The following is a 25062-nucleotide window of genomic DNA, read 5'->3' as shown; positions in this document are numbered from 1 at the left end:
AAGGCGACCCGGAGGTCGCCTTTTTCCTACAGGCTGCGCTTACTTCTTCTTGCGCACGTACAACACCAGATTGTGGTCGACCAGCTCGAAGCCACGCTCCCTGACGATCTCCTTCTGGCGCTTCTCGATTTCGGGATCGAAGAATTCGATCACTTCACCGGAGTCCACACACACCATATGGTCGTGGTGACCGCTATCGGCCAGCTCGAAGACAGCATGGCCGCCATCGAAGTTGTGGCGTACCACCAGGCCCGCCGCCTCGAACTGGGTCAGGACCCTGTAGACGGTGGCCAGGCCGACATCTTCGCCGGCTTCCATCAGGGCCTTGTAAACGTCCTCCGCGCTCATGTGGCGCTGCTCGGTGGAGTCGAGCATCTGGAGGATCTTGACCCGAGGCAAGGTCACCTTCAGGCCGGCTTTACGCAGTTCGTTGTTTTCAACCATGGTCAGCTTTCTCGAGGAATGCTGCTTTCGCAGCTTCCCTTAATGCAGGTATGATCGGGCTTTTGATGCCCAGCCAAGATAGTGGAAGTCTCCCCTTGATGCAAAACACCAAGCTCCTGCTGACCAGCCTCTCATTCGCAGGCTTGCTCGCACTCGCCGGTTGCTCGTTTCCGGGGGTATACAAGATCGACATCCAGCAGGGCAACGTCGTGACGCAGGACATGATAGACCAGTTGAAGCCTGGAATGACCCGGCGTCAAGTGCGGTTTATCATGGGCAATCCGCTGATCACCGACACCTTCCACGCCAACCGCTGGGACTACCTCTACAGCATCCAGCCGGGCGGCGGCCAACGCCTCCAGGAACGTGTCAGCCTGATGTTCGACAACAACGATCAACTTATCGGCCTGGCCGGCGACTTCATGCCCGGCGTAAGCCGTGACGAGGCCATCCTCGGCGGCGAGAGCACCACCACCGAGGTCAAGCCCGAGCAGCCCAAAGAGCAGCCCAAGCCGGAAGAGCCGGCGGCACCGGGCTCGCTGCTGGAGAAGATCCAGAAGGAAGTGGACAGCGCCGAACCCGTCCCGGTACCGATTCCGGAACCGCTGGAAACTTCGCCGCAATAACATGCGGCAACAAAAAAGCCCGGGCTGGCCCGGGCTTTTTCATGGGCGGGATTCAGGCCTGCCGTTCGCCGGCGCGGGCCTGGGCAGCCTTGGCCGCACGCTGCTTGCGCACTTCCTTGGGATCGGCGATCAGCGGCCGGTAGATCTCCACCCTGTCCCCCTCTTCCAACACCCGCTCTTCAGGCCTGGGCAGTGCCTTGCCGAATATGCCCAGCGGGCAGTTGGCAAGGTCCAGCCCGGGGAAGCGTTCGTCCATTCCCGAACGCAGTACCGCTTCACGGGCATCGCTGCCCCTGGGGAAGACCAGGCGCAGCAATTCCTGGCGGCCGGCCAGGGCGTAGACCACCTCGACCCGGATCATGTCCTCAGCCATAGAGCTGTTTCGCCCGCTGGCAGAACGCGTCGACCAGGGTATTGGCGGCCTGGTTGAACAGCGGCCCCAGCGTCGCCTTGATGATCGGGCCGGCGTAGTCGAAGCGCAGATCCAGACTGATCTTGCAGGCCTTCTCGCCCAGGGCCTTGAAATGCCAGACGCCATGCAACTGGGTGAACGGCCCCTCCTCCAGGTTCATCTCGATGGTCTTGCCATGATCCAGCCGGTTGCGGGTGACAAAGCGCTGGCTGATGCTGCCCTTGGCCACTTCGAGACTGGCCAGCATGTGGCTCTCGCTCTCTTCCATCACGGTGGCCGCCGAGCACCAGGGCAGGAATTCCGGGTAGCGCGCCACGTCGTTGACCAGGTCGTAGAGCGCCTGCGCAGGGAACGGCAACAGGGCGGAGCGCTGGATATGGGTGGTCATCTTGGCCTCGAACGGGGTTCCGAGCCGCGTCGCGCGGGCGTGCGCAGGGTCGGGCTGGTCAGAAAAAAGTGCCGCATTGTCGGGGATTCGCCGATAACGCTCAAGCCTACGCCGCCGTAGCCGCGCCGTCTGCGACTCCCTATAATGCGCCGCCTATGGCTAAGCAAAAGAAACATCCCCAAGGCACCATCGCCCTCAACAAGAAGGCGCTGCACGACTATTCCATCGAGCTGAAGTTCGAGGCCGGCCTGGCCCTCGCCGGCTGGGAAGTGAAGAGCCTGCGCGCCGGGAAGGCACAGCTGGTGGACAGCTACGTGCTGCTCAAGGACGGCGAAGCCTGGCTGCTGGGCAGCCACATCACCCCATTGAAGACCGCCAGTACCCACGTGATCGCCGATCCGGTGCGCACCCGCAAGCTGCTGCTGCACAAGCGCGAGCTGGGCAAGCTGTTCGGCGCGGTGCAGCAGAAGGGCTATGCCTGCGTGGCGCTGTCGCTCTACTGGAAGAAGCACCTGATCAAGTGCGAGATCGCCCTGGCCAAGGGCAAGAAGGAATTCGACAAGCGCGCCACGGAGAAGGAACGCGATTCCGACCGCGAGATCGCGCGAGCCATGCGTACCAAGGGCAAGGAATAGGCTGAAAGCTGAAAGCTGAAAGCTGAAAGCTGAAAGCTGAAAGCTGAAAGCTGAAAGCTGAAAGCTGAAAGCTGAAAGCTGAAAGCTGAAAGCTGAAAGCTGAAAAGGCTTCGCTCGGCGCGGTGCCATGTCAAGCCTTTTCGTCCAGCCTTCAGCCTCCAGCGCCCTTTCCGGCTTTTATCAGATCCCCTGGCGCCGCTGCGCCCGGGCCAGTCGCCGAGCTTCCAGTTGGGACTCCTCCAGGACCTCCTGCACGTACTGGATATGCTGGTGGGAAATCTCCCGCGCCTCCTCGGCACGCCGCTCGATGATCGCCTCGTAGAGCGCACGGTGCTGCCTGGTCAGCATCTCGCGGGTCTCGCTGCGCTGCAGGTACATGCCGCCGATATTGGTCACCACGTTGTGCTTGAGCAGGTCGAAGAGGCCGCGAATGGTGTGCAGCAGCACGGCGTTGTGGCTGGCCTCGGCAATGGCCAGGTGGAAGCGCGCATCGGCCGCCCCCTCCTCCGCCCTGGTCGCCTTGCTGCCCGGCGCATAGCAGGCCTGGAGGCTTTCATAGGCCTCGGTGAGGCGCTCGTGGTCCACCTCAGTCGCCCGTTGCGCCGCGTAATAGGCGCAAGAGCCTTCCAGGGTATGACGGAACTCCAGCAGGTCCCGCTGGGCCTCGGGATTGCTTTCCAGCAGCTGCAGTAGCGGATCGCTGAAGGTGGCGCCCAACTCGGCGGCGACATAGTTGCCGCCACCCTGGCGGCTGACCAGCAGCCCCTTGGCCACCAGTTTCTGGATCGCCTCGCGCAACGATGGCCGCGACACGCCGAACTGCTCGGCCAGCGCGCGCTCGGCCGGCAGCCGCTCACCCGCCTTCAAGGTGCCTTCGAGGATCATCGCTTCCAGCTGGCTGACGATATCGTCCGACAGACGGCGCTGACGTACCTGACCGAATCCCATTGCTCTACCCACCTCTCACGCCACACCCGGCGGCCTTCTGGAACGGCGCCTGCGGCGCGTGACGCGGCAGCCTAACCAGCGCGCAGGCCACACACAAGAAGCACGCCATCCATCCGCCGCTCGACCAAAGTCGCAACGCGGCAAATTGACACAAGGATAGCCCTGCTTTTACCCTGAGCCGTCGGTTTTGTAAATTGGTATTACCAATTTAGCCGACAAGCAGCGCCGACTCGGTCTACGCCTGCCGCTGTGCCACGAGCACAACGGTCCTTTGCCCGGTCCGGCTTACAGGCACTCCAAAAACAATTAGGGAGCCACCCCAAGATGCAAACCTGGCAGCAGCTCTATACCCCCCTTGGCAGCCTCGGGCTGTCGGCGCTCGCCGCACTCATCCCCATCGTGTTCTTCTTCCTGGCCCTGGCCGTGTTCCGCATGAAAGGCCACATCGCCGGCAGCATCACCCTGGCACTGTCGATCGCCGTCGCGATCTTCGCCTTCCAGATGCCCGCCGACATGGCCTTTGCTGCCGCTGGCTACGGCTTCGCCTACGGCCTCTGGCCCATCGCCTGGATCATCGTCGCTGCGGTATTCCTCTACAAACTCACGGTCAAGAGCGGCCAGTTCGAGGTGATCCGCAGCTCGGTGCTGTCCATCACCGACGACCAGCGTCTGCAGGTGCTGCTGATCGGCTTCTCCTTCGGCGCCTTCCTCGAAGGTGCGGCGGGCTTCGGCGCCCCGGTGGCGATCACCGCCGCCCTGCTCGTGGGCCTGGGCTTCAACCCCCTCTACGCCGCGGGCCTGTGCCTGATCGCCAACACCGCGCCGGTGGCCTTCGGCGCCCTGGGCATCCCGATCATCGTGGCCGGCCAGGTCACCGGCATCGACGCCTTCAAGATCGGCGCCATGACCGGCCGCCAGCTGCCGCTGCTGTCGATCATCGTGCCCTTCTGGCTGGTGGCCATGATGGACGGCTGGCGCGGCATCAAGGAAACCTGGCCGGCGGCCCTGGTGGCCGGCGCCAGCTTCGCGATCACCCAGTACTTCACCTCCAACTTCATCGGCCCGGAACTGCCCGACATCACCTCCGCCCTGGTGAGCCTGGTGTCCCTGACCCTGTTCCTCAAGGTCTGGCAGCCCAAGCGCGCCGAGGATCGCGAAGTGGTCGGCGTGTCCGGTGGCGCGGCGGTGCTGGGCGGCTTCGGCGGCCCGCGCAGCACCACCCCTTCGCCCTACAGCTTCGGCGAGATCCTCAAGGCCTGGTCGCCCTTCCTGGTACTGACCGTCCTGGTGACCATCTGGACCCTCAAGCCCTTCAAGGCCATGTTCGCCCCGGGAGGTGCACTGGAGCAGTTCGTCTTCCTGTTCGCCATCCCGCACCTGGACCAGCTGGTGATGAAAGGCGCTCCCATCGTCGCCACCGCAACGGCCATCCCCGCCGTCTACAAGTTCGACCCGGTATCGGCCACCGGCACCGCGATCTTCCTCTCGGCGCTGATCTCCATGGTCATCCTGTCGATCCACCTTAAAACTGGTCTGACCACTCTGAAAGAGACCTTCGTCGAGCTGAAGTGGCCGATCCTGTCCATCGGCATGGTGCTGGCCTTCGCCTTCGTCACCAACTTCTCCGGCATGTCCACCACCCTGGCGCTGGTGCTGGCCGGCACCGGTGCGGCCTTCCCGTTCTTCTCGCCGTTCCTCGGCTGGCTGGGCGTATTCCTGACTGGCTCGGACACCTCTTCCAACGCCCTGTTCGGTTCGCTGCAATCCACCACCGCGCACCAGATCGGCGTCAACGACACCCTGCTGGTCGCGGCCAACACCAGCGGTGGCGTAACCGGCAAGATGATCTCGCCGCAGTCCATCGCCGTGGCCTGCGCCGCCACCGGCATGGTCGGCAAGGAATCCGACCTGTTCCGCTTCACCCTGAAGCACAGCCTGCTCTTCGCCGCCATGGTCGGCCTGATCACCCTGGCCCAGGCCTACGTGTTCACCGGCATGCTGGTTCACTAATGGCGCTTCCGGGCGGCGCGCAGGCGCAGCCCGGTTCCTTTTCACTGCCCTGAAGCCCTGAATCGGATCGAATTCATGATCATCTCCGCCTCCACCGACTACCGCGCCGCCGCGCAGCGCAAGCTTCCGCCCTTCCTGTTCCACTACATCGATGGCGGCGCCTATGCCGAGTACACCCTGCGCCGCAACGTCGAGGACCTGGCCAGCATCGCCCTGCGCCAGCGCGTGCTGCGGAACATGTCCGAGCTGAGCCTGGAGACCAGGCTGTTCGGCGAAACCCTGTCCATGCCGGTGGCGCTGGCGCCGGTGGGCCTGACCGGCATGTACGCCCGCCGTGGCGAAGTGCAGGCGGCCAAGGCGGCGGCGGCCAAGGGCATTCCCTTCACCCTGTCCACCGTGTCGGTCTGCCCGATCGAGGAGGTGGCGCCGGCCATCAACCGGCCCATGTGGTTCCAGCTCTATGTGCTGAAGGACCGCGGTTTCATGAAGAACGCCCTGGAACGGGCCAAGGCCGCCGGCGTGACTACCCTGGTGTTCACCGTCGACATGCCGGTGCCCGGTGCCCGTTACCGCGACGCCCATTCCGGCATGAGCGGTGCCAACGCGCCGCTGCGCCGCGTACTGCAAGCCATGACCCACCCGGCCTGGGCCTGGGACGTGGGCCTGCTGGGCAAGCCCCATGACCTGGGCAACATCTCCACCTACCGCGGCAACCCCACGGGCCTGGCCGACTACATCGGCTGGCTGGGCGCCAACTTCGACCCGTCGATTTCCTGGAAGGACCTGGAGTGGATCCGCGACTTCTGGGAAGGCCCCATGGTGATCAAGGGCATCCTCGACCCCGAAGACGCCAGGGACGCGGTCAAGTTCGGCGCCGACGGCATAGTCGTTTCCAACCACGGCGGCCGCCAACTCGACGGCGTGCTCTCCAGCGCTCGCGCCCTGCCGGCCATTGCCGACGCGGTGAAGGGCGACATCAAGATCCTCGCCGACTCCGGCATCCGCACCGGCCTGGACGTGGTGCGCATGCTGGCCCTCGGCGCCGACACCGTGATGCTCGGCCGCGCCTTCGTCTACGCCCTGGCCGCCGCCGGTGGCGCGGGCGTGAGCAACCTGCTGGACCTGATCGAGAAGGAAATGCGCGTCGCCATGGTGCTGACCGGCGCAAAATCCATCAGCGAGATCAACGCCGATTCGCTGGTACGCGAACTCGGTCGCTGACCCGAAATCACCCGGCGGGCCGCCCGCGGCCCGCAACAACAGACGGGACACCGCATGAGCCTGCCGATCCCCTTCGTAAATACCGTCGAGCGCCTGATCCCCCGGGAGCGGCGCTTCGACGATCCGCTGTCCACCCTGGCCTTCGGCACCGACGCCAGCTTCTACCGGTTGATTCCCAAACTGGTGATCCGCGTCGAGAGCGAGACGGAAGTCATCGCCCTGCTCAAGGCCGCCCACGCCGAGCTGGTGCCGGTGACTTTCCGCGCCGCCGGCACCAGCCTCTCCGGCCAGGCCATCAGCGACTCGGTGCTGCTGGTGCTGGGTGACAACTGGAACGGCCGCGACATCCGCCGCAGCGGCGAACAGATTCGCCTGCAGCCCGGCGTCATCGGCGCCCAGGCCAACGCCTGGCTGGCCCCCTTCGGCCGCAAGATCGGCCCCGACCCGGCCTCCATCAACGCCTGCAAGATCGGCGGAATCGTCGCCAACAACGCCAGCGGCATGTGCTGCGGCACCGCCCAGAACAGCTACCACACCCTCGCCGGCCTGCGCCTGGTGCTGGCCGACGGCACCCTGCTGGACACGGAAGACCCCGACAGCGTCGCGCGCTTTCGCATCAGCCACGGCCCGCTGCTGGCCGAACTGGCTGAGCTGGGCCGGCAGACCCGCGCCAACACCGAGCTGGCCGCCAGGATCCGCCACAAGTACCGCCTGAAGAACACCACCGGCCTGTCCCTCAATGCCCTGGTGGACTTCGACGAGCCGCTGGACATCCTCAGCCACCTGCTGGTGGGCTCCGAAGGCACCCTCGGTTTCATCAGCGCGGTGACCTACGACACCGTGCCCGACCACCCGCACAAGGCCAGCGCGCTGATCGTCTTCCCCGATGTGGAAAGCTGCTGCAACGCCGTGACGCTGCTGAAGAGCCAGCCGGTGTCGGCGGTGGAACTGCTGGACCGCCGCAGCCTGCGCTCGGTCCAGGGCAAGCCCGGCATGCCCGAGTGGGTAAAAGGCCTGTCGGCCAACGCCTGTGCCCTGCTGATCGAGTCCCGCGCCGCCAGCCAGAGCCTGCTGCACGAGCAACTGGCGCAGATCATGGCCTCCATCGCCCACTTCCCCCTGGAGCAGAAGGTCGACTTCAGCGAAGACCCGACGGTCTACAACCTGCTGTGGAAAATCCGCAAGGACACCTTCCCCGCCGTCGGCGCGGTGCGCCAGACCGGCACCACGGTGATCATCGAAGACGTCACCTTCCCCATCGAGCAACTGGCCGAAGGCGTCAACCGCCTGCTGGCGCTGTTCGACAAGCACGGCTACGACGAAGCGATCATTTTCGGCCATGCGCTGGAAGGGAACCTGCACTTCGTCTTCACCCAGGGCTTCGAGCAGACCGAGCAGGTGGCCCGCTACGAAGCCTTCATGCAGGACGTGGCGCAACTGGTGGCGGTCGAGTTCGGCGGCTCGCTGAAAGCCGAGCACGGCACCGGGCGCAACATGGCGCCCTTCGTCGAACTGGAATGGGGCAGCGACGCCTACCAGCTGATGTGGCAGATCAAGCGCCTGCTGGACCCGCGCGGCATCCTCAACCCGGATGTGATCCTCAGCGAAGACTGCGAAATCCACCTCAAGCACTTGAAACCACTGCCCGCCGCCGATGAGATCGTCGACAAGTGCATCGAGTGCGGCTTCTGCGAGCCCGTCTGCCCCTCCAAGGGCCTGACCCTCAGCCCGCGCCAGCGCATCGTGATCTGGCGAGATATCCAGGCCAGGCAAAGGGCCGGTATCGACACCAGCGACCTGGAGCGGGCCTACCAGTACCAGGGCATCGACACCTGTGCCGCCACCGGCCTCTGCGCCCAGCGCTGCCCGGTGGGCATCAACACCGGCGACCTGGTGCGCAAGCTGCGTGCCCGGGACGCCCACCACGCAGGCAGCGCCGACTGGTTCGCCGGTCACTTCGCCACTGCGCTCAAGGGCGCGCGCCTGACCCTGCGAGTCGCCAATGGTGCTCGCAAGGTACTGGGCGCGCCGTTGCTGGAGAAGACCTCCGGCGCCCTGCGCCAGCTCTCCGGCAACCGCCTGCCGCAATGGACGCCCGCCCTGCCCCAGGCCGTGGCGCCCATCCACTTCACACCGCCCACTGCTGACGATCGCCCGCGCGTGGTCTACCTGGCCGCCTGCGTCTCCCGCGCCATGGGGCCCGCCGCCGGCGACCGCGAACAGGTGCCGCTGATCGACAAGACCCGCATGCTGCTGGAAAAGGCCGGCTACCAGGTGGTGTTCCCGGAGAACCTGGACAGTCTCTGCTGCGGCCAGCCCTTCGCTTCCAAGGGCTACGCCGAACAGGCCGAAGCCAAGCGCCGCGAATTGGTGGACGCCCTGCTCGCCGCCAGCCGCGGCGGCCTCGACCCCATCTACTGCGACACCAGCCCCTGCACCCTGCGCCTGGTGCAGGACGGCCTGGACTCGCGGCTGCAACTGTTCGACCCGGTGCGTTTCATTCGCAGCCATCTGCTGGAGCGCCTGGAATTCATCCCGCAGGACAAGCCGGTGGCCATCCACGTCACCTGCAGCACCCAGCACCTGGGCGAGGCCCAGGGGCTGATCGATATCGTCCGGCGCTGCGCCCGCGAGGTGGTGATCCCGGAAGGCATCCACTGCTGCGGTTTCGCCGGCGACAAGGGCTTCACCACCCCGGAGCTGAACGCCCACTCGCTGCGCTCGCTGAAGGATGCGGTGCAGATCTGCGACGAAGGCATATCCACCAGCCGTACCTGCGAGATCGGCCTGACCCAGCACAGCGGCATCGACTATCACGGGCTGGTCTACCTGGTGGACCGCGTCACCCGTCCCCGTGCAGGTCTGTAGGGTGTGCCACGCGCACCGATTGCGGGATCAGCCCCTGCGCCTCGCTCAACCCTTGGTGCGCACGGTGCACCCTACCTGGTCAGCTCCGTCGTTCTAGCCAGCCGTGCAGGGTGGATAGCGCTTTTCTATCCACCAGCGAGGCGATGCAAGACACCAATGGTGGAAATCCCCAGAGGGATTTTCACCCTACGCGCCGATTGGCATGGGATCTCCCACAGGGACTCCATTCCCCGCCACTGGAACAAATAACCTGAACCCCTCCGCAAACAGGGCAGTCCACCCCAATAAGCCCGGCATCAGGCCATGGCTTATCCGTCTCGCACGCAAAGGCCCCTAGTGCCGAAAGAATCGGGAGGAGACTTCCCCATGAAACGCACAGCCCTGTTCATCACCACCGCCCTGCTGGCCTCTCCGCTGTTCGCCGCCGACGACCTGTGCGCGATCAACCTGCAGAAACTCACCGACGCGCTGGCTACCAACACCACCATAGCCGAGCCGCTGCGTCAGGAAGTCCAGGACCTGCGCATGAAGGCCGAACAAGCCCAGCAGACCGGTGACACCGAAGCCTGCATCAATGCCAGCAGCCTGGCCCTGCAACGCCTGCAACAACCCAACACCGGTGGCAATGGTGGCGAGTCCACCTGACGCTGAAGAAACCACGGGAGCGAACTGATTCGTCAGGGGCCGCATTGCGGCCCCGCTCTCACCAGGACCATGTGCCCCAGCACAGGCCCGGAGCTTTCCTATACTGCTCAGCGGTCAACCCGAAAAGGAGGTTCGATATGCGCCGTACCGTCGTTTTCCTCGCCGCCGCCCTGCTCAGCGTCCCGATTCTCGCTTCGCGCTGCCCCGCGGACATGGCGAAAATCGATGCAATCCTGAAGAGCGATCCCCCAGCCGACTCTGCCGTACTCGAGCAAGTGAAGAAGCTGCGTGCCGAAGGCGAGGAGCTGCACAACTCCGGCGATCATGCCGAGTCCGAGAAGGTGCTGGGTGAGGCACTGAACCTGCTGCAATCCAGCGAATAAGGAGCCGCTCAAGATCGGGCGAGCTGGAGCGAGGCTGACTACCCGCAGCACCGCCGAGGCACGGCCGATCTTGCCCTCACGCCTCCTGGCCGAGCAGGGAAAGCGCCATCCGGCGCACCTGCTTCAAGTCCACCGGCTTGCTCAGGCAAGCGTCGGCACCACGCCGGCGGGCCTCGGCCAGCAGTTTCTCATCCACCGCGGCACTCACCACCAGCACCGGCGTGATCGCCAGACGCGGGCTGGAACGCACGAAGTCCAGCACATCCAGGCCATCACCGTCGGGCAGGTCGAGGTCCAGCAACAGCAGGGCCGGTGTTACGTCCGCCAGCAGCCCCAGCGCCTTGCCCACCGATCCTGCGCCACGCACCTCGGCCATGTCCCGCAGGCCTTCCTGCAGCACCTTCAGGCAGGCCGGATGGTCCTCGACACAGAGCACAGTCGGCAGAGTCGGCGACTCTTCCACGTCCGGCTTGGCCGGCGCGGGGGGCTCGAAGTCCTCCAATGCATCGACGCTGGGCAGGTCGATCCAGAAGCGGCTGCCGATGTCCGGCGCGCTGCTGAAACCCATTTCACCACCCATCAACTCCGCCAGCTCGCGGCACAACACCAGGCCGATACCGGTACCCGGGATGGTGGAATTCTCCCGCCCCAGCCGCTGGAAGGGCTGGAACAGCATGGCCTGCTGCTCCTGGCTGAGCCCCGGACCGCTGTCGGCCACCCAGAGGCGCACAGCGGCCGGGCGCACCTCGTAGCCCATGCTCACCATGCCCTGCGGGCTGTTGTACTTCACCGCATTGGACAGCAGGTTCAGTATCACCTGGCGCAGGCGCCGGGCATCCGCCATCACTTGCAGCGGCGGCGTCGGCGGCGGCATCTTCTGCAGCTGCAGCTGGCGAGCCTGGAGTTCGGGCTGGATCAGCTCGGCGCAGCTGGCCAGCAACGGGCCGATGTCCACCGGCTTGAGCTGCAGCTTCTGCCGGCGGTTCTCGATGCTCGACAGGTCGAGAATGTCATCCACCAGCGAGGTGAGATGACGGCTGGCATTGACGATCTCCTGGGCATAGTCGCCCTCCACCTTGCGGTCTTCCTGCCCCTCCGCTTCGAGGGCGATCAACTGGGCGAAGCCGTTGATGGCATTGAGCGGCGTACGCAGCTCGTGACTCATGCTGGAGAGGAAACGGCTCTTGGCCTGGCTCGCCGCCTGGGCCTCGCGACTGGCCACGCGCAGTTCCTCTTCCACCTGCTTGAGCCGGGTGATGTCCACATGGGTGCCCGCCACGCGCAAGGCACGGCCGTCGGAATCGCGCTCCAGCACCTTGCCGCGGCTGAGCAGCCAGGCGTAGCGGCCCTCGACATCGGCGAAACGGTATTCCGCGTCGAAGTTGTCCTGGTCGCTGACCGAGAACAGCATGCGCAGGCGGCGCACGCGCTCCACATCGTCCGGGTGCACCCGCTCGCTGAATTCGGCGAAGGTGATGCTGTCGCTGCGCAGCCCGAAGCGTTTGACGAAGCGCCCGCTCATTTTCATCGTCAGGGTGATGGCATCCACTTCCCAGAGGCTTTCCGTGGTGCTTTCCAGCACCAGGTCGAGGTTGCGCCGGGCCTCGAGCCGTTCTTCCTCGCTGGCCTGCAGCTGCGCGCCACTGAGCTGCACCGCCTCGGCCAGCGCCTGCAGCTCGGCGATGCGACTGCTGGGCGCCGGCGGGCGGAAATCGCCTTGGCCGATGCGTTTCATCATGCCCATGATGCCGGCCATGGGGGTGGCCAGTTCGCCGCTGAGGCGCCGCGAGCGCGACCACATCCAGGCGAAGAACAGCGCATAGAAGAAGCCCAGCCCGGCAATCAGCAGGTAGCCGATCTGCTGGTAACGCTCGGCAAGGCGATTGGTCTCCCTGAAGATGTCGGCCTCGTCCACCACCATCATCAGGCGCCAGCCGGTCTGCGGGATCTCGCTCCAGGCCACCAGTTGCTTGCGTCCGCCCAGTTCCACCTCCTGCACATTGCCCTTGCCGGCGGCCATGGCCTCCAGCAGCGGCTGCATCTCGCGATGGCGGGCCAGGTTGAAGTCCTCGGGCTTGAGCACCTCGCGGCGCACTGCCTCATCGTAGGAGAACCGGGTCAGCTCACGCAGGCCGAAATCCCGTTCGCCCGCTTCCGGCAGCGCCATGATGCTGTGATCGCGGCTCACCAGCATCGCGTAGCCCTGCCACGGCACCTTGAGGCTGCCGATCTCGCCGAGCATCTGCCCCACGGTGATATCCAGGCCCACCACCCCTTCGAGGAAATCGCCGCGATACACCGGGGTGATCGCCGACATCATCCAGCCGAGGCCGGCCGGGTCCAGGTAGACATCGGTCCAGACGGTCTTGCGTTGCGGGTTGTGCTTGGCGTCGGCGAGGTAATAGAAGTTGTAGTTGGGTATCACCATGTCATGGGGATACTGCTCGGGCGTCATGAAGAAGGGATAGATGCGGTTGTAGCTGTCCCAACTGTTGAAGTAGACCGCCGCCACCAGCGGGTTGGACTCGCGAATGGAGCGCATCAGCGGGTCGACCTGGGACAGGCGCAGCGCCTTCTCGTGGTCCTGGCGCTCCACCGGCGTGCTGCTGGCATAGAAGGAGGCGGCGCGACCATCGTCGCTGCGGGTGTAGTAGACCCCATCGGAACTCAGCACATGGCGCTGGCGCTCCAGTTCGTCCGGCTTGAAGCTCTTGTCCTGGATCGCCCTGCCCACGGCGTCGCGGAACAGCCGGGTGGGCACCTCGATGCCCTGCAGGCGCATGTCGATGACCTTGCCCTCGCGCACCACGGCACTGCTCAGGTCCTCCAGCGCGCTCTGCTGCAGGTAGTCCACCTGCGCGTCGCGGATCGCACTGTTGGTCAGCAGATAAGCCGTGATCAGCACCGATTCGACCAGAATCAGCGGGATCAGGGCACTCTGTACGAAGGCACGCCAGATCCACTGGCGCAGGGGAGTTCGGGCAGAACGCGGCATGGCGACGTCTCGGCTCAAAGGTCTTCCTGACAATAGCCTGCAATCATATAGCAAGCACCCATCACGTTAGGTTCTGTACGCGACGTCGTCGAGCGACGGTCAGGCAAGGACTGATATCAATGCAGCATCACCGCTGTACGGACATGGCTCGTACGGAGCTCAGGTAAAAAGCGAGGTCGACGCTGCCTGCCTTATGCCGTAGAATCGGCCCCGTTGTACACCCTTGCAGTTCTTGGGGCCGATTAGGATTCGACGCCGGTAACAAAACTCTAGGGGCATGCCGAGCTGGTAGCAGACCTCGTAAATTAGCTGCTGCAAACTATTAGTTGCCAACGACGACAACTACGGGGCGGCCCTCGCGGCCTAACCCTTCTGGCGGCTTCGGCTGCCAGCAGTCATAAGGGGATGCCTGTAAACCCAAAATGACTGTCAGATAGAACAGGATCGCCGCCAAGTTCGCTGTAGACGTAACGGCTAAAACTTATACAGCTCGCTCTGAGCACCCTGCCAGTCGGGCCGCAAAGAGCTAACTCAGTAGACTTGGCTAAGCATGTAGTCCCGAAAGCGGAGAGCTGGCGGACGGGGGTTCAAATCCCCCCGGCTCCACCAAAACCCAAAGCCCCTGAAGACCAATAAATCTTCAGGGGCTTTTTCATTGGGACCGCTAAATCGCCCCTCAGTCCGTGCCATTGCAAAGCACTGAACAACCAGCCCGCCTCCTGACCAAGCGCGACGTCTCAGGCCCCGCCGCCGATCACGGCTCGTTTCCAGCGCAGCCGTGCGGTGCGCGCCTCCGCCGTCCCCTCCTCCAGGCGTGCAGTCAGCTCCAGGGTGTCGCCATTGAAGAGGGCCACACGCTTCTGGGTGCCGCCTTCCCAGTTCGGGAACAGGCTGTGGCGCACGTGGTGTTGGATCACGCCGTTCTCGATGTCGTAGTCGCCGGCGTAGGTCAGGTAGCCGTCGTAGGCCTTCGCCTTTTCGGCGGCGCTGGCGGACCACTGGCCGCCTTCCAGGGGTTCACGGCCCTGCCTGGCGATCACGCAGAACATGCCGTGGTCACCGTATTCGATGAACCCTTCCAGTTCGGTGCCCATGGGATGGACCAGGCGGCCATCGTCGTAGGCCTGCTCCCAGGAAAGGATCTGCCAGCGTCCCTTAATGCTTTCACGGTTCATGCCCGCGTCTCCTGTTGTTCAAGGTCGAAGAAGTCCATCAGCAGCCCGGCGAATGCCTGGGCGCGCTCGATCTGCACCCAGTGGCCGCACTCGCCGAACACGTGCAGTTGCGCATGGGGGATCAGCCGCAGCATGCGCTCGGACACTTCCAGCGGAATCACCCGGTCGTCGCGACCATGAATCAGCAAGGTCGGGTGTTCCAGGCCGCGCAGCGCTTCTTCGGTCATCGCGAGCATTTCCACGCCTTGCTGGCGTGGCGCAGGGAACAGCTGGGAGAAGCGCGCCTGCACATCGTCGCGGATGCTCGCCTCGTAGCGCATGCGCACCAGGTCGTCATTGATCAGGCCGTGATCGTAGGCAAACACCTCCATCAGCTCGCGCATCGCCTGCAGCGATGGCTGATAACCCCAGACCTTCTCCAGGCCCTCGGTGATGGGGAACGACAGGCCGGCCGCGCCCATCAGCACCAGGCGCTTGACCCGCGTCGGATGCGCCCTGGCAAAGGCCAGGGCGATGGCACCGCCGAAGGAGTTGCCGACCATCGAGACCTGGTCGATATCCAGCGTATCGAGCAGCTTTACCAGCGAGTCGACCCACAAGGCCGGAGTCAGCTGCCATTCAGCCGGGCAGCTGGTGTAGCCGAAGCCAAGCATGTCCGGGGCGATGATGCGGGCCCGCCGGGACAGGACTGGAATCACCCCGCGCCAGTTGGCCCAGGCGGTGACTCCGGGACCGGAACCGTGGATCAGCAGGATGACGTCGCCCTCACCCTGGTCGTGATAGTTGAGCGTGCATTCGCCGATTTGGAGGCTGTTGGAGATTTCCGGGGAAGTGGTCATTGTTTGGCCCTGGCGGTTTGTGAAGGGGTGACGACCGGTGCGCGCACGCCTTCAGCCGCCAGTCGCTTGAGAATTTGCCGCGCCTCTTCGCGCTTGTGATCGGGCAGCCAGGTACGGTCGTGGCCCCACAGGCTCATGCCCTGCAGCTCCTCGACCTGCCAGTCCGGGCCGATGGTGCGTGCCGCCCAGCCCAGCTCGAACATCCAGCCGTCGGGGTTCTTCAGGTAGAAGGAGGTGACGTGGTCATTGATGTGCCGCCCCAGGGTGACGCCGATGCTCTCGGGCTTTTCCAGGGCCATGTCGTAGGCACGGCCGACGTCGTCGAAGTCGTTGTATTCGAGCATCAGGTGATAGATCTTCGCCGGCCCGCCGGTGTGGGCCAGGCCGATGGTGTGGTGGCGCGGGTTGCAGTGCAGGAACTCGACACGGAACGGCGCCCGGGTGTGATCGCTGACCTTGAGGCCAAGGATGTTGCGGTACAGGTGGCTCAGTTCATCGAAGTGTTCGGTGATCAGGGCGACGTGCCCCAGCCCCAGGTCGCCGGTGCGGAAGCCGCCCAGCGGACGGCCCGGTACGAACGGGCTGGCCGCATCGCCCAGGCCATGGCAGACCTCGATACGCACACCGTCCGGGTCGCGGAAGTGGTACATGGCCGCCACGCCGCGCCGGGAGATTTCCTCGGCGCTGCCGTCGGTGGCGGCGTAGCCGGCGGCCTCCAGCGCCTGGCGCAGCCGCGCGTGTTCCTCGGCGCTGCCCACTTCGAAGCCCATGCCCATGCTCGCCTCGCCGTCCACCGCGGTCACCAGCAGACGCTGGATCTTCTCGTCGGCGCGCAAACGCACGCACGCCTGCGGTTCGACCACCTCGACCTGCAGGCCGACGTGATCGCGGGCCTGGTCGATCCAGGCCTGCAGATGCGGGGTCTCGACCACCACATAACTCAATGCGTTAACCATTTACGGGTTCTCCTGTGGGCAATCCGGGGCAGGCATCACTGCGCCGACATGCCGCCGTCGACCGACAGCGTGGTGCCAGTGACGTACGAGGCCTGTTCGGACAGCAGCCAAAGCACGGCGCGGGTGACTTCCTGCGCCTGGCCGATGCGGTGCATCGGCACGCCGGCGTCATACATGTGGTCGTCGCCGCCGGTGACGCGGTCGTAGCTCGGCGTCTTGATCGGGCCGGGACAGATGGCGTTGACGCGAATGCCCTGCCGTGCGTAATCGAGCGCCACCGCGCGGGTGGCACCGACGATGCCGTGTTTGGACGCCACGTAGTACGCGGTGTCCGGCATGGCCTTGAGGCCGAAGATCGAGGCGTTGTTGACGATGGCGCCGCCGCCGCTTTGCAGCATCGCGGCCGCCTCGTACTTCATCATGTACAGGATGCCCTTGAGGTTGATGTCGATGACCTCGCTCAGGTCCTCGTCGGGGGTGGCGTGAATCGGGTTGAAGTCGCGCTGCAGGCCGGCATTGTTGAAGGCGCCATCCAGGCGTCCGTAGCGCTGCATGGCCAGGTCCACCAGCGCAGCGCAATCCCCGGCACGCGAGACATCGGTGGCGCGAAACAGCGCCTGGCCGCCCTCGCCGAGGATCTGATCGAGCAGCGCCCGGCCGGCCTCGGGATTGCGATTGCCGATCACCACCCGCGCGCCTTCGCGTACCAGGCTCAGCACCACGTCGCGGCCCATGCCACTGGCCCCGCCGGTGACCAGGATGACTTTGTCACGCCAATTCGTTTGCATGCTCATGCTCGCTTTTCCTTGACTCAGGCGGGGCCGATACGGCCGAACAGGCTTTCCAGTACCAGGCCGATGGCCAGCAGGCGGCGGTCGGCGAAGGCCGGGCCATCGAGCTCGATGCCCACCGGCAGGCCGCTGCGACTGCCCAGGCCGATGGGTAGCTGGATGCCCGGCAGCCCAGCGCTGGCACCTGGCTCGGTGTTCCGGATCAGCGCCTCGAAGTTGCTCGGCAGGTTGACGTCCTCGCCGGCCAGCGGCGCGACCACGCAGGTGGTCGGGAAGATCAGCGCGTCGAGGGCATGGATTTCGAACAGATCCTGGTAACGCTCGCGCAGGGCCTCACGGCCAGTGTCACGGGCCGCCTGGTAGATCGGTCTGACGTCCACCAGGGCGTCGCCGGCCGGCATCTTGCGCGGCAGCACCCAGTGTTCGTAGATGGCGCGCACGTCGGGGCTGTGCAGCTTCTGTGCGACATCCTCGATAGTCATGGCGTGGCCGTATTCACGCAGGTACTCGACCATGCAGTCATAGGCCTCGAAGATCACCACCGGGAAACCCACCGGCTCGTTGAGCTCGAGCAGGCCGGCGTCCTCGATCGGCACCAGCGTCACGCCATGCCGCTCGAGGGTTTCCAGCGCAGCCTCGGCACGCTCGCGCACATCCTCGTCGAGGCTGGCCCAGCACTCGGCGGGCACGCCAAGGCGCAGCTGCCGCAGCTGCACCGGCGGCAGGCCGTGGTCGTCGGTCACCAGGCCATCGAGCAGCGCCACATCCGCCATGCACAAGCCCATCGGGCCGACGGTATCGCGGCTGCGGGCAATCGGAATCACCCCACGGTCGCTGTAACGGCCCTGGCTCGGACGCAGCGAGGCGCAACCGTTGAGCGCCGGCGGAATACGCAGCGAGCCGCCGGTATCGGTGCCCAGCGCCGCCAGGGCCATGCGCGCGCCCAGCGCCGCGGCGCTGCCGGAGGAGGAGCCGCCGGCGATGCGGGTGCTGTCGTAGGGGTTGCGCACGCCCACGTCCGGGCCGGTGTTGTAGGCGCCGTTGTAGCCGGTGGCGCCAAAGGCCAGCTCGTGCATGTTGGTCTTGCCGAGGATGATCGCCCCGGCTTCGCGCAGCTTGCGCACCGCGGGCGCGTCCTCGCTCGGCAGGAAGCCTGCGAAGGCGGGCGAACCGGCGGTGCACGGCAGGCCGACGCTATGGATGTTGTCCTTGACCACCAGCGGAATGCCGGACAGCGCCTTTTGCGGCTCGCCGCGCGCACGCGCGGCATCCGCGGCGCGCGCCGCGGCCAGGGCGCCCTCGGCGTCGACGGTGACGAAGATGTTCAGCGCGCGCCCCTCGTCGATGCGCTCCAGGCACGCCCGCACCAGCTCTTCGCTGGTCAGCACACCATCACGGAACGCCGCCTGGGCTTCGGCGATGGTCAGGTCGCTGAGTACCTGACGGGAGAAAGATGCAAACATGTTCATGGCAGCGTCTCCGCTCACAGGCCCAGCTCGCTACGCGGGCGGCTCAAGGTGTCGATCAGGGCGTAGAGGATCTTCTCGGCGCAGGGCATCAGGTCGGGGATATAGGTGGCGCCCATGCCGCCCAGGCCCTCGGCCACCGGCAGTGGTGCGCCGGTCGCCGGCCACGGCCAGCCGATGCGCGCGGTCGGCACGCCGTAACGGCGCAGCGCGGCGCCGTCGGTCTGCCCGGCGAGCATGTCGGGCGTGCCGTGGGGGCGCTGCTCGATGAACTCCCAGCCACGCTTGCACGACTGGATGATCCAGTTCTCCGGGTCGGTACTGCCGCCCGGCACGGAGCCGTACTGTTCCCACTCCAGGTCCAGCTCGGGGAAACGCGCCTCGAGGTCGGCGACGAACTCGGCGAACTGCGCCTTGACGCTGGCCGGGCTGACCCGCGGATTGACCCGCACGTCGAAGAAGATCTCGGTCACCGCGCTGGGGAAGGCCGGGCGCTCGACCTGGCCGCCGCGCACGCCGGCGATCCAGCCATGGGGCTGGATCACGCCGCTGGTGTTGCGCTCGGTGTAGTCGAGGATCCACTGCTGCAGCTCCTGGATCACCGTGGCCGCCGGCACCACCGAGCTGCGGAAGCCCGGGATGTCGTGCGGCACGCCGGCATAGCCCAGGGTGCCCTTGACCTTGAGCTTGAACCAGGCCATGCCCGGCTCCTCGTGATAGACCCAGTTCCACGGCTTCATGATGATGGCGAAGTCCGGGTACATGCCGCGGTTGAGCATGTGGATCACGCCATTGGACATGCCGGCGTTGCGCGCCCCGATGTCCACCGGCATGCCGCCGTCGGCCACGCCGAGCAGCAGGTCGCCCTTGAGCGGCACGCCGGACTCGATCAGCGCGGTGGCCACTTCGGTGAGGGTGGCGATCATGCCCTTGGGGTTGGACGAGCCCAGGCCGAACACCCAGTCGTCGACCCTCTGCGCGAAGGGCTGCAGGTCGGCCTCCTGGCCGTCGCCGGTGAGGACTTCCTCGCCCGGCGTGCGGTCGAGGTGGGTGTCGATAGGCGCGTACAGCAGCACGCTGGCACCGCCGCCACTGCCCTTGAACTCGCCCAGCGCATTGCCGGTGATCTCGTTCATCGGGTAGTAGCGGGCCTGCATGCCGATGCCCTGCAGGTGCCGGCTCATGAACTCGCTGGCCTCGCGAGCGGCGCCGGTGGGGCTATGGATATTGGTCAGCTCGAACAACAGCCTTTGCAGGCGCTGTGGATCGAGGCGGGCGCGAGCCTGCTCGTACCACTGGCTCTGCTCGGGGCTGAACGGCAGCGAAGTCGTGGGCTTCATGGGCGGCTCCTCAATGGCTGGCGACGAACTGTTCGGCGAAGATGTTCTCCGCCCGCATACCCAGCTCGATCAGGCGCTTTGTCGCCGCGTCGATCATCGGTTGCGGGCCGCACAGGTAGGCCACGGTGTCCGGGCCGGTGACGTCGCCTTCACGCAACGCGCTGACCGGGCTGCCCAGGTGCAGCCCCTCGGTGGCTCCACGGTCGACGCAGATGCGCGCCTCCAGGGTCGGCAGCCACTGCTTGCGCAGCTCGATGTCATCCAGGGAGAACAGCGCCTCGGGCACCGCGCAGCCGAAGCTGAGCAGCATCGGCGGTTTGCGCCCACCGCCCTGGCGCAGGGTGTCGATCATCGACAGGATCGGTGCCAGGCCGGTGCCGCCGGCCACGAATATGTGCGGCGCGCGCTTGTGTTCCTCGCGCAGGAAAAAGGCGCCATAGGGCCCACTCAAGGTCAGCACCTGGTCCACCTCGACCTGGTTTTCCAGGAAGCCGGACATGGCGCCGCCCGGCAGCAGGCGGATCAGGAACTCCATCTTCGGCAGGATGGCCTGGGTGCTCGACGGCGAATAGCTGCGCAGCACGCCCAGGCCCGGCACCACGATCTGCATGAACTGGCCGGGGAGAAACTCCATCCACTCGCCGTCGGCCAGCTCCAGGGTCACGCGCATGACATTGCTGGCGATGCGCTCGACCGAATCGACGAAGGCGTGCACCTCATGGGCGGCGCCGGCCCCCACTTCGCTGCCGTAACCGAGGTTGAAGGTGCAGTCGGAATTGGCCTGGGAGACGCACAACAGGCGCTGCCCCGCCTGGTACTCGCTGCCCAGCAGCGAGGTGCTGGCGCCGGGCTGGGTGACCGCCTCGCCTTCGGCCAGATTGCAGATGCAGCTGGAGCAGCCACCGGAACGGCACTGGTAGAGCACCGGCATCTCGGAGGCGAGCGCGGCATCCAGGATATTGCCGCCCGGGGCGACGCCAAAGGTACGGCTGACGCCATCGGAGAAGTTCAGGGTGATTTGGTGCAGTTGTTCATTCATGGCTGGATCCACCGAAACAAAGAACGTGCGGGGTGCGCCGGACAGGCCGCAACGCATCTGTGAGCGCTGCGGCAGGGCCTGGCCTTGCCCCGATGTTAGGAAGGGCGAGCCGGGCATCGCGCTCCATTGGGTCACGCGGCTATCCCGGGAGTGCAATTAGTTGAGTGGGCGAATGTGGCGAGGGTGGATCGACCCTACGAAAAGCGGCGCTTCGCCCAGGTTTCAGGCGAACGCCGGCGGACGCAGGCGATGCCAGTCGCTGAGCTTCTGCACGGCCATGCCGGCACGGCACAGCACCGCCTCGCCGCCCTTGCGGGCAATGAACTGGCCACCGATAGGCAGGCCGGCCTCGGTCAACCCGAGCGGCAGGCCGAGGCAGGGATGGCCACTGACATTGAACGGTGCGGTGAACTGGATCAGCCGGCGGTTGGCCTCCGGGTCCAGCGCCAGGTCGGCCAGTTGCCCGTGGGTCGGCGCGGCATAGGGCTGCACCGGCGCCAGCACCACGTCCAGCTCGTGCAACAGGGCATCCACTTCGCCGCTGAAGCGCTGTGCCGCAAGCAGGATGCGCTGGTAGTCCATGCCGCTCAGGGCGCGGCCGCCGTCGATCAGGCGACTCAGCGCCGGGCCGTACTCGGCGGCACGCTGCGGATAGGTGCCGGCGTGCGCCACGGCGGTCTGCACGCCGCAGTGCGCCTCCCAGTTGCCGCTCACCGCGCGGGTATCCGGCATTCGTACGCTGCGCAACTGGCCGCCGCCCTCGTGGATCATCCGCATGACCTGTTGCAGGGCCTGCTGGATCACCGGGTCGACGCCGTCGCTGAGCCAGCCTTCGTCGATGCCGACGCGCAGACCGCGGAAGCTGTCGTCGACACCCGGCACCTCCAGGCAAACACTGGGCTGCGAGGTAGGGTCGAGCGGGTCGTGGCCGGCGATGGTCGACAGCAGGAACAACGTATCGCGGGCACTGCGGGTGATCGGCCCGACATGATCCAGGCTGGCGGCCATCTCGAAGGCGCCGAAGCGACTGACCCGGCCCCAGGTCGGCTTGAGCCCGGTCAGGCCGTTGGCCGCGCAGGGAAAGCGGATCGAGCCGCCGGTGTCGCTGCCCAGCGAGGCGTAGCACAGCCCCGCCGCCGTGGCCACGCCGCAGCCGCTGGACGAAGCGCCGGTCCAGTGATCGGCGCCCCAGGGATTGACCGGCGGCGCGATGCTCGGATGGTTGATGGCGAAGGCGCCCTCGGTCATCTGCAGCTTGCCGAGCATCACCGTCCCGGCTTCGCGCAGGCGGGCCACCACCGTGGCGTCCTGCTGCGGTACGCGGTCGGCGTGCAACGGCATGCCGGCGGCGGTGACCACTCCGGCGGTGTCGAACAGATCCTTGAAGGCCACGGGGATGCCATGCAGGGGGCTGTGGCAGATACCCCTGGCCAACGCCTGCTCGGCTTCGCGGGCCTGCGCCCGGGCCAGCCCGGGTGTGACCCGGGCATAGCTGCGCAGCGTGCCATCCAGCGCCTCGATCCGCGCCAACTGGGCCTCGGCCACCTCGACAGGGGAGATCTTGCGACTGCGGATCAGCCGCGACAGTTCATGCATTTCCAGGTAGTGGAGATCGCTGGACAGGCTCATTGATCGACTCCGATGAATCCCAGGGCCAGACGGTTGAATTCGTCCGGGCATTCGCTCTGCAGGTGGTGCGCGGCGTTGCCGAATACGTGCAGATAGCCGTCGCGCAGGCGGTTGAGCATCAGCATCGGCACGTCCACGCTGCCGAACCAGTCGTGCAATCCCCAGCACAGCAGGGTCGGCGCCTGCACCTGGTGCAGCAGCGGCAGCAGGTTTTCCCACTCGCCAAAAGCCCCCGGGGTGCGCAGCAAGCGGATGAAACCAGGGTTGTCGCTGGCCTCGAAGCGCAGGCGCAGGGTCTCCTCCTCCAGCCGGCTGTCGTCGTGCAGCTCGTAGCGCTGCAGCAGCACCCGCATCTTTTCCAGGCTGGGGCCGTCGCCCGCCAGGTAGTAATCGCTCATCAGGTTGGCGGCGTGCTTGCTGAACAGCGGCAGAGGCGCCAGCGCCCCCTGATCGACCGGCTGCGCGCCGATCGCGATCAACCGGCCGACCCGCTGCGGATGCTCCGCCGCCAGACGCAGCGCCACCCCGCCGCCGAAGGACTGGTTGACCAGATGGGCACGGACGATGCCCAGCGCATCCATGAACCCCAGCAGCTTGCGCGCATGCCAGGTGAACAGCGGCCCGTCCACCGGCACCATGTCGGAGCCGCCGAACTGGGCGAAATCGAGGAAATAGCATTGCCGACCGGCGGCGAAGGCTGCCGCGCTCAGGCGGAAGTTGCTCCAGGCGGTACTGCCCGGGCCGCCTCCGTGGGTGAAGATGACCGGCAGATGCCGGTCATCCTGCCCCAGGACCCGATAGTGCAGGCGCACGCCATCGACCAAGACGAACCGGCTCGCGCCGGGAGAGATAGGCGACATACAGGCTCCAGAAAGCGGAAAGCCAGCGCTCCATGGGGAGCGCAGGCCGGGTGGGCATCAGTCTTCGATCTTGCGGACCCTGTAGCCCGGGCGATGGCCGTCGGCGGTGTCCTTGAAGATCAGGCTGGTGTCCTTGAGCGCGCCGGCCACGCCGCGTCCCGGCTTGGCGATGCCGCGGTTCCAGCGCGAGGCCATCTTGCGCCAGGTGATCGGCGACACATCGGTGGCCACCAGCTGCTCGTTGTCCCAGCCGGTGCCGTCGGAGTAGAAGTTCTGCATGGCTTCGCGGGCGTACAGGTCGCAGTCGTTGAAGCCGTGCAGGCACAGCGGCTCGTACATGTACTTGTAGCGGTAGTCGAACTTCTTGACGTCTTCCTCGGTCGGGCACACGCGCACCAGGATTTCCCAGTACTCGTGGGTATCGTCGGTGATCGGCACGTACCACTCGTATTGCACCACGTGCTCTTCCGGCCAGTTTTCCACCATCAGCACGCCCGGCAGGACCACCGAGGTGCGGTAATGGCGGCCCTTGAGGCCTTCCACCTTGAGGCCCAGGGTCTCGTTCTCCAGGATCGGCAGCCATTTGTCGGTGAACAGCCATTGCATCAGGCCCTTCGGACCGTTCTCGTCCTCGATCACGCTGATGCAGTCGTCGGCGGCCGGCAGGATGCCCAGCGGCAGCACCCAGTCCATCGCATGGACGATAGCGTTGTCCTTGTGCACCAGGATGTGGGCGTTGTCGAAGCCGTTCTCGCAGGCGATACGCCAGTTGCCATAACCGGTACGGTGCATGCCGCGAACCTGCGCGTTGTCGTCCAGCACGCTCGGCGAGGCCGGCCACAGCGGGTGCGGGAAGCGCTCGCTGTTTTCCGGGAAACGGAACGGCAGGTCGTGGGACAGCGGCGGCACGTCCTCGTCGGGGAAGTCGTCTTCACGCACGAAGACGAAGATCATGCCGTTGACCTCATGCACCGGGTAGGTGGTGATACCGGTGGTGCCCACCAGCTTGTCGTCCGGGTTGGCGATGATGGTCACCAGCTCGCCGCTCTGCAGGTCGAAGGTGAAGCCGTGGTACCAGCAGGAGATGGTGCTCTTGTTGAAGCACATCGGCTTCTCGGACAGGCGCACGCCACGGTGCAGGCACTGATCCTTCAGCGCGAAAACCTTGCCATCGACCCGACGCAGCACGATCGGCACACCACAGATCTGAATGCCTTCGACCTGGTCTTCGGCCAGCTCGTGGGTGAACAGCGCCGGGTACCAGTGGTTGATGAAGCCCCAGGCGGCATCCTTGTAGGGCTGGTACTGGCTCTGGGTCTTGGCGTTGTTGGTGCGGGCATCGCTGATACCGCTTTTAACCACACGCCGGCGAATGGTGGGCTGCTCGGACAT

The 25062-nt window shown here is 65.8% G+C and carries 22 protein-coding genes and 1 other RNA gene; 8 read left to right on the top strand and 15 right to left on the bottom strand.

The annotated features are described in order from the left end of the window. Positions 1 to 39: 39 nt before the first annotated feature. Entirely contained in the window at positions 40 to 444 is a 405-nt protein-coding gene (gene fur, locus ACFPU0_RS16455; RefSeq protein ID WP_377694262.1) for a ferric iron uptake transcriptional regulator, read from the bottom strand. A gap of 98 nt (positions 445 to 542) precedes the next feature. Between fur and ACFPU0_RS16450 the strand changes: the two genes are divergently transcribed. Beyond that, positions 543 to 1070 (top strand): outer membrane protein assembly factor BamE, encoded by a 528-nt coding sequence (locus ACFPU0_RS16450; RefSeq protein ID WP_377694260.1) that lies wholly within the window; start codon positions 543 to 545, stop codon positions 1068 to 1070. Between the two features lie 52 nt (positions 1071 to 1122). Here the strand turns inward: ACFPU0_RS16450 and ACFPU0_RS16445 are convergent, their stop codons facing one another. Together ACFPU0_RS16445 and ACFPU0_RS16440 are read right to left on the bottom strand one after the other, a co-directional pair. Continuing rightward, a complete protein-coding gene (locus tag ACFPU0_RS16445; RefSeq protein ID WP_377694259.1) occupies positions 1123 to 1443 on the bottom strand; it encodes an RnfH family protein in 321 nt (106 codons plus the stop codon). Then, complete coding sequence (locus ACFPU0_RS16440) at positions 1436 to 1870, bottom strand: type II toxin-antitoxin system RatA family toxin (RefSeq protein WP_377694258.1); 435 nt, start codon at positions 1868 to 1870, stop codon at positions 1436 to 1438. Before ACFPU0_RS16440 ends, ACFPU0_RS16445 begins: the two co-directional genes overlap by 8 nt. A gap of 155 nt (positions 1871 to 2025) precedes the next feature. Between ACFPU0_RS16440 and smpB the strand changes: the two genes are divergently transcribed. Next, positions 2026 to 2505 carry an SsrA-binding protein SmpB gene (gene smpB / locus ACFPU0_RS16435; protein ID WP_377694257.1) on the top strand — a complete coding sequence of 160 codons (480 nt, stop codon included), beginning with the start codon at positions 2026 to 2028 and terminating at the stop codon, positions 2503 to 2505. Between the two features lie 180 nt (positions 2506 to 2685). Here smpB and ACFPU0_RS16430 read toward each other — a convergent pair whose 3' ends face one another. Next, on the bottom strand, positions 2686 to 3453 hold the full coding sequence (locus ACFPU0_RS16430; RefSeq protein WP_377694255.1) for an FCD domain-containing protein: 768 nt from the start codon (positions 3451 to 3453) through the stop codon (positions 2686 to 2688). A gap of 324 nt (positions 3454 to 3777) precedes the next feature. Between ACFPU0_RS16430 and ACFPU0_RS16425 the strand changes: the two genes are divergently transcribed. From ACFPU0_RS16425 to ACFPU0_RS16405, 5 genes are all read left to right on the top strand, one after another. After that, positions 3778 to 5463 (top strand): lactate permease LctP family transporter, encoded by a 1686-nt coding sequence (locus ACFPU0_RS16425; RefSeq protein WP_377694254.1) that lies wholly within the window; start codon positions 3778 to 3780, stop codon positions 5461 to 5463. A gap of 75 nt (positions 5464 to 5538) precedes the next feature. After that, positions 5539 to 6684 carry an FMN-dependent L-lactate dehydrogenase LldD gene (lldD, locus tag ACFPU0_RS16420; RefSeq protein WP_377694252.1) on the top strand — a complete coding sequence of 382 codons (1146 nt, stop codon included), beginning with the start codon at positions 5539 to 5541 and terminating at the stop codon, positions 6682 to 6684. A gap of 54 nt (positions 6685 to 6738) precedes the next feature. Beyond that, on the top strand, positions 6739 to 9552 hold the full coding sequence (locus ACFPU0_RS16415) for an FAD-binding and (Fe-S)-binding domain-containing protein (RefSeq protein ID WP_377694251.1): 2814 nt from the start codon (positions 6739 to 6741) through the stop codon (positions 9550 to 9552). A gap of 366 nt (positions 9553 to 9918) precedes the next feature. Then, positions 9919 to 10197 (top strand): hypothetical protein, encoded by a 279-nt coding sequence (locus ACFPU0_RS16410; RefSeq protein ID WP_377694250.1) that lies wholly within the window; start codon positions 9919 to 9921, stop codon positions 10195 to 10197. Between the two features lie 137 nt (positions 10198 to 10334). Next, on the top strand, positions 10335 to 10580 hold the full coding sequence (locus tag ACFPU0_RS16405) for a hypothetical protein (protein WP_377694249.1): 246 nt from the start codon (positions 10335 to 10337) through the stop codon (positions 10578 to 10580). Positions 10581 to 10656: 76 nt separating this feature from the next. Here the strand turns inward: ACFPU0_RS16405 and ACFPU0_RS16400 are convergent, their stop codons facing one another. Further along, positions 10657 to 13575 (bottom strand): ATP-binding protein, encoded by a 2919-nt coding sequence (locus ACFPU0_RS16400; RefSeq protein ID WP_377694248.1) that lies wholly within the window; start codon positions 13573 to 13575, stop codon positions 10657 to 10659. Positions 13576 to 13809: 234 nt separating this feature from the next. On the opposite strand from ACFPU0_RS16400, the gene ssrA reads away from it, so the two are divergent. Further along, positions 13810 to 14184, top strand: a transfer-messenger RNA (tmRNA) gene (gene ssrA / locus ACFPU0_RS16395). A gap of 128 nt (positions 14185 to 14312) precedes the next feature. On the opposite strand, the gene ACFPU0_RS16390 is transcribed toward ssrA, so the two are convergent. The 10 genes from ACFPU0_RS16390 to ACFPU0_RS16345 form a co-directional block, all read right to left on the bottom strand. Further along, the gene (locus ACFPU0_RS16390; protein WP_377694247.1) at positions 14313 to 14750 is read right to left on the bottom strand and encodes a lipocalin-like domain-containing protein; all 438 of its coding nucleotides are present in this window, start codon (positions 14748 to 14750) and stop codon (positions 14313 to 14315) included. Beyond that, positions 14747 to 15589, bottom strand: a complete 843-nt coding sequence (locus ACFPU0_RS16385) for an alpha/beta fold hydrolase (protein ID WP_377694246.1) — start codon at positions 15587 to 15589, stop codon at positions 14747 to 14749. The genes ACFPU0_RS16390 and ACFPU0_RS16385 overlap by 4 nt, the downstream gene beginning before the upstream one ends. After that, the gene (locus ACFPU0_RS16380) at positions 15586 to 16545 is read right to left on the bottom strand and encodes a VOC family protein (RefSeq protein ID WP_377694245.1); all 960 of its coding nucleotides are present in this window, start codon (positions 16543 to 16545) and stop codon (positions 15586 to 15588) included. The genes ACFPU0_RS16385 and ACFPU0_RS16380 overlap by 4 nt, the downstream gene beginning before the upstream one ends. 35 nt (positions 16546 to 16580) lie before the next feature. Then, positions 16581 to 17339: an SDR family NAD(P)-dependent oxidoreductase gene (locus tag ACFPU0_RS16375; RefSeq protein ID WP_377694244.1), complete on the bottom strand. Its 759-nt coding sequence runs from the start codon at positions 17337 to 17339 to the stop codon at positions 16581 to 16583. 17 nt (positions 17340 to 17356) lie between these two features. Further along, positions 17357 to 18805: an indoleacetamide hydrolase gene (iaaH, locus tag ACFPU0_RS16370; RefSeq protein ID WP_377694242.1), complete on the bottom strand. Its 1449-nt coding sequence runs from the start codon at positions 18803 to 18805 to the stop codon at positions 17357 to 17359. 14 nt (positions 18806 to 18819) lie between these two features. After that, positions 18820 to 20142, bottom strand: coding sequence for a M20 family metallopeptidase (locus tag ACFPU0_RS16365; RefSeq protein ID WP_377694241.1), 1323 nt, complete (start codon positions 20140 to 20142; stop codon positions 18820 to 18822). 10 nt (positions 20143 to 20152) lie between these two features. Beyond that, positions 20153 to 21181, bottom strand: a complete 1029-nt coding sequence (locus ACFPU0_RS16360) for an FAD-binding oxidoreductase (RefSeq protein ID WP_377694240.1) — start codon at positions 21179 to 21181, stop codon at positions 20153 to 20155. 222 nt (positions 21182 to 21403) lie between these two features. Then, on the bottom strand, positions 21404 to 22810 hold the full coding sequence (locus ACFPU0_RS16355; RefSeq protein WP_377694239.1) for an amidase: 1407 nt from the start codon (positions 22808 to 22810) through the stop codon (positions 21404 to 21406). Further along, on the bottom strand, positions 22807 to 23670 hold the full coding sequence (locus ACFPU0_RS16350) for an alpha/beta fold hydrolase (RefSeq protein ID WP_377694238.1): 864 nt from the start codon (positions 23668 to 23670) through the stop codon (positions 22807 to 22809). The genes ACFPU0_RS16355 and ACFPU0_RS16350 overlap by 4 nt, the downstream gene beginning before the upstream one ends. A 57-nt stretch (positions 23671 to 23727) precedes the next feature. Beyond that, a complete protein-coding gene (locus ACFPU0_RS16345) occupies positions 23728 to 25062 on the bottom strand; it encodes a Rieske 2Fe-2S domain-containing protein (RefSeq protein ID WP_377694237.1) in 1335 nt (444 codons plus the stop codon).

It is taken from the genome of Pseudomonas sp. GCM10022186, assembly GCF_042656385.1.
Taxonomy (GTDB): domain Bacteria; phylum Pseudomonadota; class Gammaproteobacteria; order Pseudomonadales; family Pseudomonadaceae; genus Metapseudomonas.
The sequence above is the reverse complement of the archived record's forward strand: the minus strand, read 5'-3'. Positions and strand labels throughout refer to the sequence as shown.

Bases quoted from the DNA above. Each gene is read 5' to 3' on its own strand.
- ACFPU0_RS16415 (WP_377694251.1), top strand. From the start codon at position 6,739: ATGAGCCTGCCGATCCCCTTCGTAAATACCGTCGAGCGCCTGATCCCC.
- ACFPU0_RS16410 (WP_377694250.1), top strand. From the start codon at position 9,919: ATGAAACGCACAGCCCTGTTCATCACCACCGCCCTGCTGGCCTCTCCG.
- ACFPU0_RS16365 (WP_377694241.1), bottom strand. From the start codon at position 20,142: ATGAAGCCCACGACTTCGCTGCCGTTCAGCCCCGAGCAGAGCCAGTGG.
- ACFPU0_RS16350 (WP_377694238.1), bottom strand. From the start codon at position 23,670: ATGTCGCCTATCTCTCCCGGCGCGAGCCGGTTCGTCTTGGTCGATGGC.
- ACFPU0_RS16440 (WP_377694258.1), bottom strand. From the start codon at position 1,870: ATGACCACCCATATCCAGCGCTCCGCCCTGTTGCCGTTCCCTGCGCAG.
- ACFPU0_RS16450 (WP_377694260.1), top strand. From the start codon at position 543: ATGCAAAACACCAAGCTCCTGCTGACCAGCCTCTCATTCGCAGGCTTG.
- ACFPU0_RS16380 (WP_377694245.1), bottom strand. From the start codon at position 16,545: ATGGTTAACGCATTGAGTTATGTGGTGGTCGAGACCCCGCATCTGCAG.
- ACFPU0_RS16400 (WP_377694248.1), bottom strand. From the start codon at position 13,575: ATGCCGCGTTCTGCCCGAACTCCCCTGCGCCAGTGGATCTGGCGTGCC.
- ACFPU0_RS16390 (WP_377694247.1), bottom strand. From the start codon at position 14,750: ATGAACCGTGAAAGCATTAAGGGACGCTGGCAGATCCTTTCCTGGGAG.
- ACFPU0_RS16355 (WP_377694239.1), bottom strand. From the start codon at position 22,810: ATGAGCCTGTCCAGCGATCTCCACTACCTGGAAATGCATGAACTGTCG.
- ACFPU0_RS16430 (WP_377694255.1), bottom strand. From the start codon at position 3,453: ATGGGATTCGGTCAGGTACGTCAGCGCCGTCTGTCGGACGATATCGTC.
- fur (WP_377694262.1), bottom strand. From the start codon at position 444: ATGGTTGAAAACAACGAACTGCGTAAAGCCGGCCTGAAGGTGACCTTG.
- ACFPU0_RS16360 (WP_377694240.1), bottom strand. From the start codon at position 21,181: ATGAATGAACAACTGCACCAAATCACCCTGAACTTCTCCGATGGCGTC.
- iaaH (WP_377694242.1), bottom strand. From the start codon at position 18,805: ATGAACATGTTTGCATCTTTCTCCCGTCAGGTACTCAGCGACCTGACC.
- lldD (WP_377694252.1), top strand. From the start codon at position 5,539: ATGATCATCTCCGCCTCCACCGACTACCGCGCCGCCGCGCAGCGCAAG.
- ACFPU0_RS16375 (WP_377694244.1), bottom strand. From the start codon at position 17,339: ATGAGCATGCAAACGAATTGGCGTGACAAAGTCATCCTGGTCACCGGC.
- ACFPU0_RS16405 (WP_377694249.1), top strand. From the start codon at position 10,335: ATGCGCCGTACCGTCGTTTTCCTCGCCGCCGCCCTGCTCAGCGTCCCG.
- ACFPU0_RS16385 (WP_377694246.1), bottom strand. From the start codon at position 15,589: ATGACCACTTCCCCGGAAATCTCCAACAGCCTCCAAATCGGCGAATGC.
- ACFPU0_RS16445 (WP_377694259.1), bottom strand. From the start codon at position 1,443: ATGGCTGAGGACATGATCCGGGTCGAGGTGGTCTACGCCCTGGCCGGC.
- ACFPU0_RS16425 (WP_377694254.1), top strand. From the start codon at position 3,778: ATGCAAACCTGGCAGCAGCTCTATACCCCCCTTGGCAGCCTCGGGCTG.
- ACFPU0_RS16345 (WP_377694237.1), bottom strand. From the start codon at position 25,062: ATGTCCGAGCAGCCCACCATTCGCCGGCGTGTGGTTAAAAGCGGTATC.
- smpB (WP_377694257.1), top strand. From the start codon at position 2,026: ATGGCTAAGCAAAAGAAACATCCCCAAGGCACCATCGCCCTCAACAAG.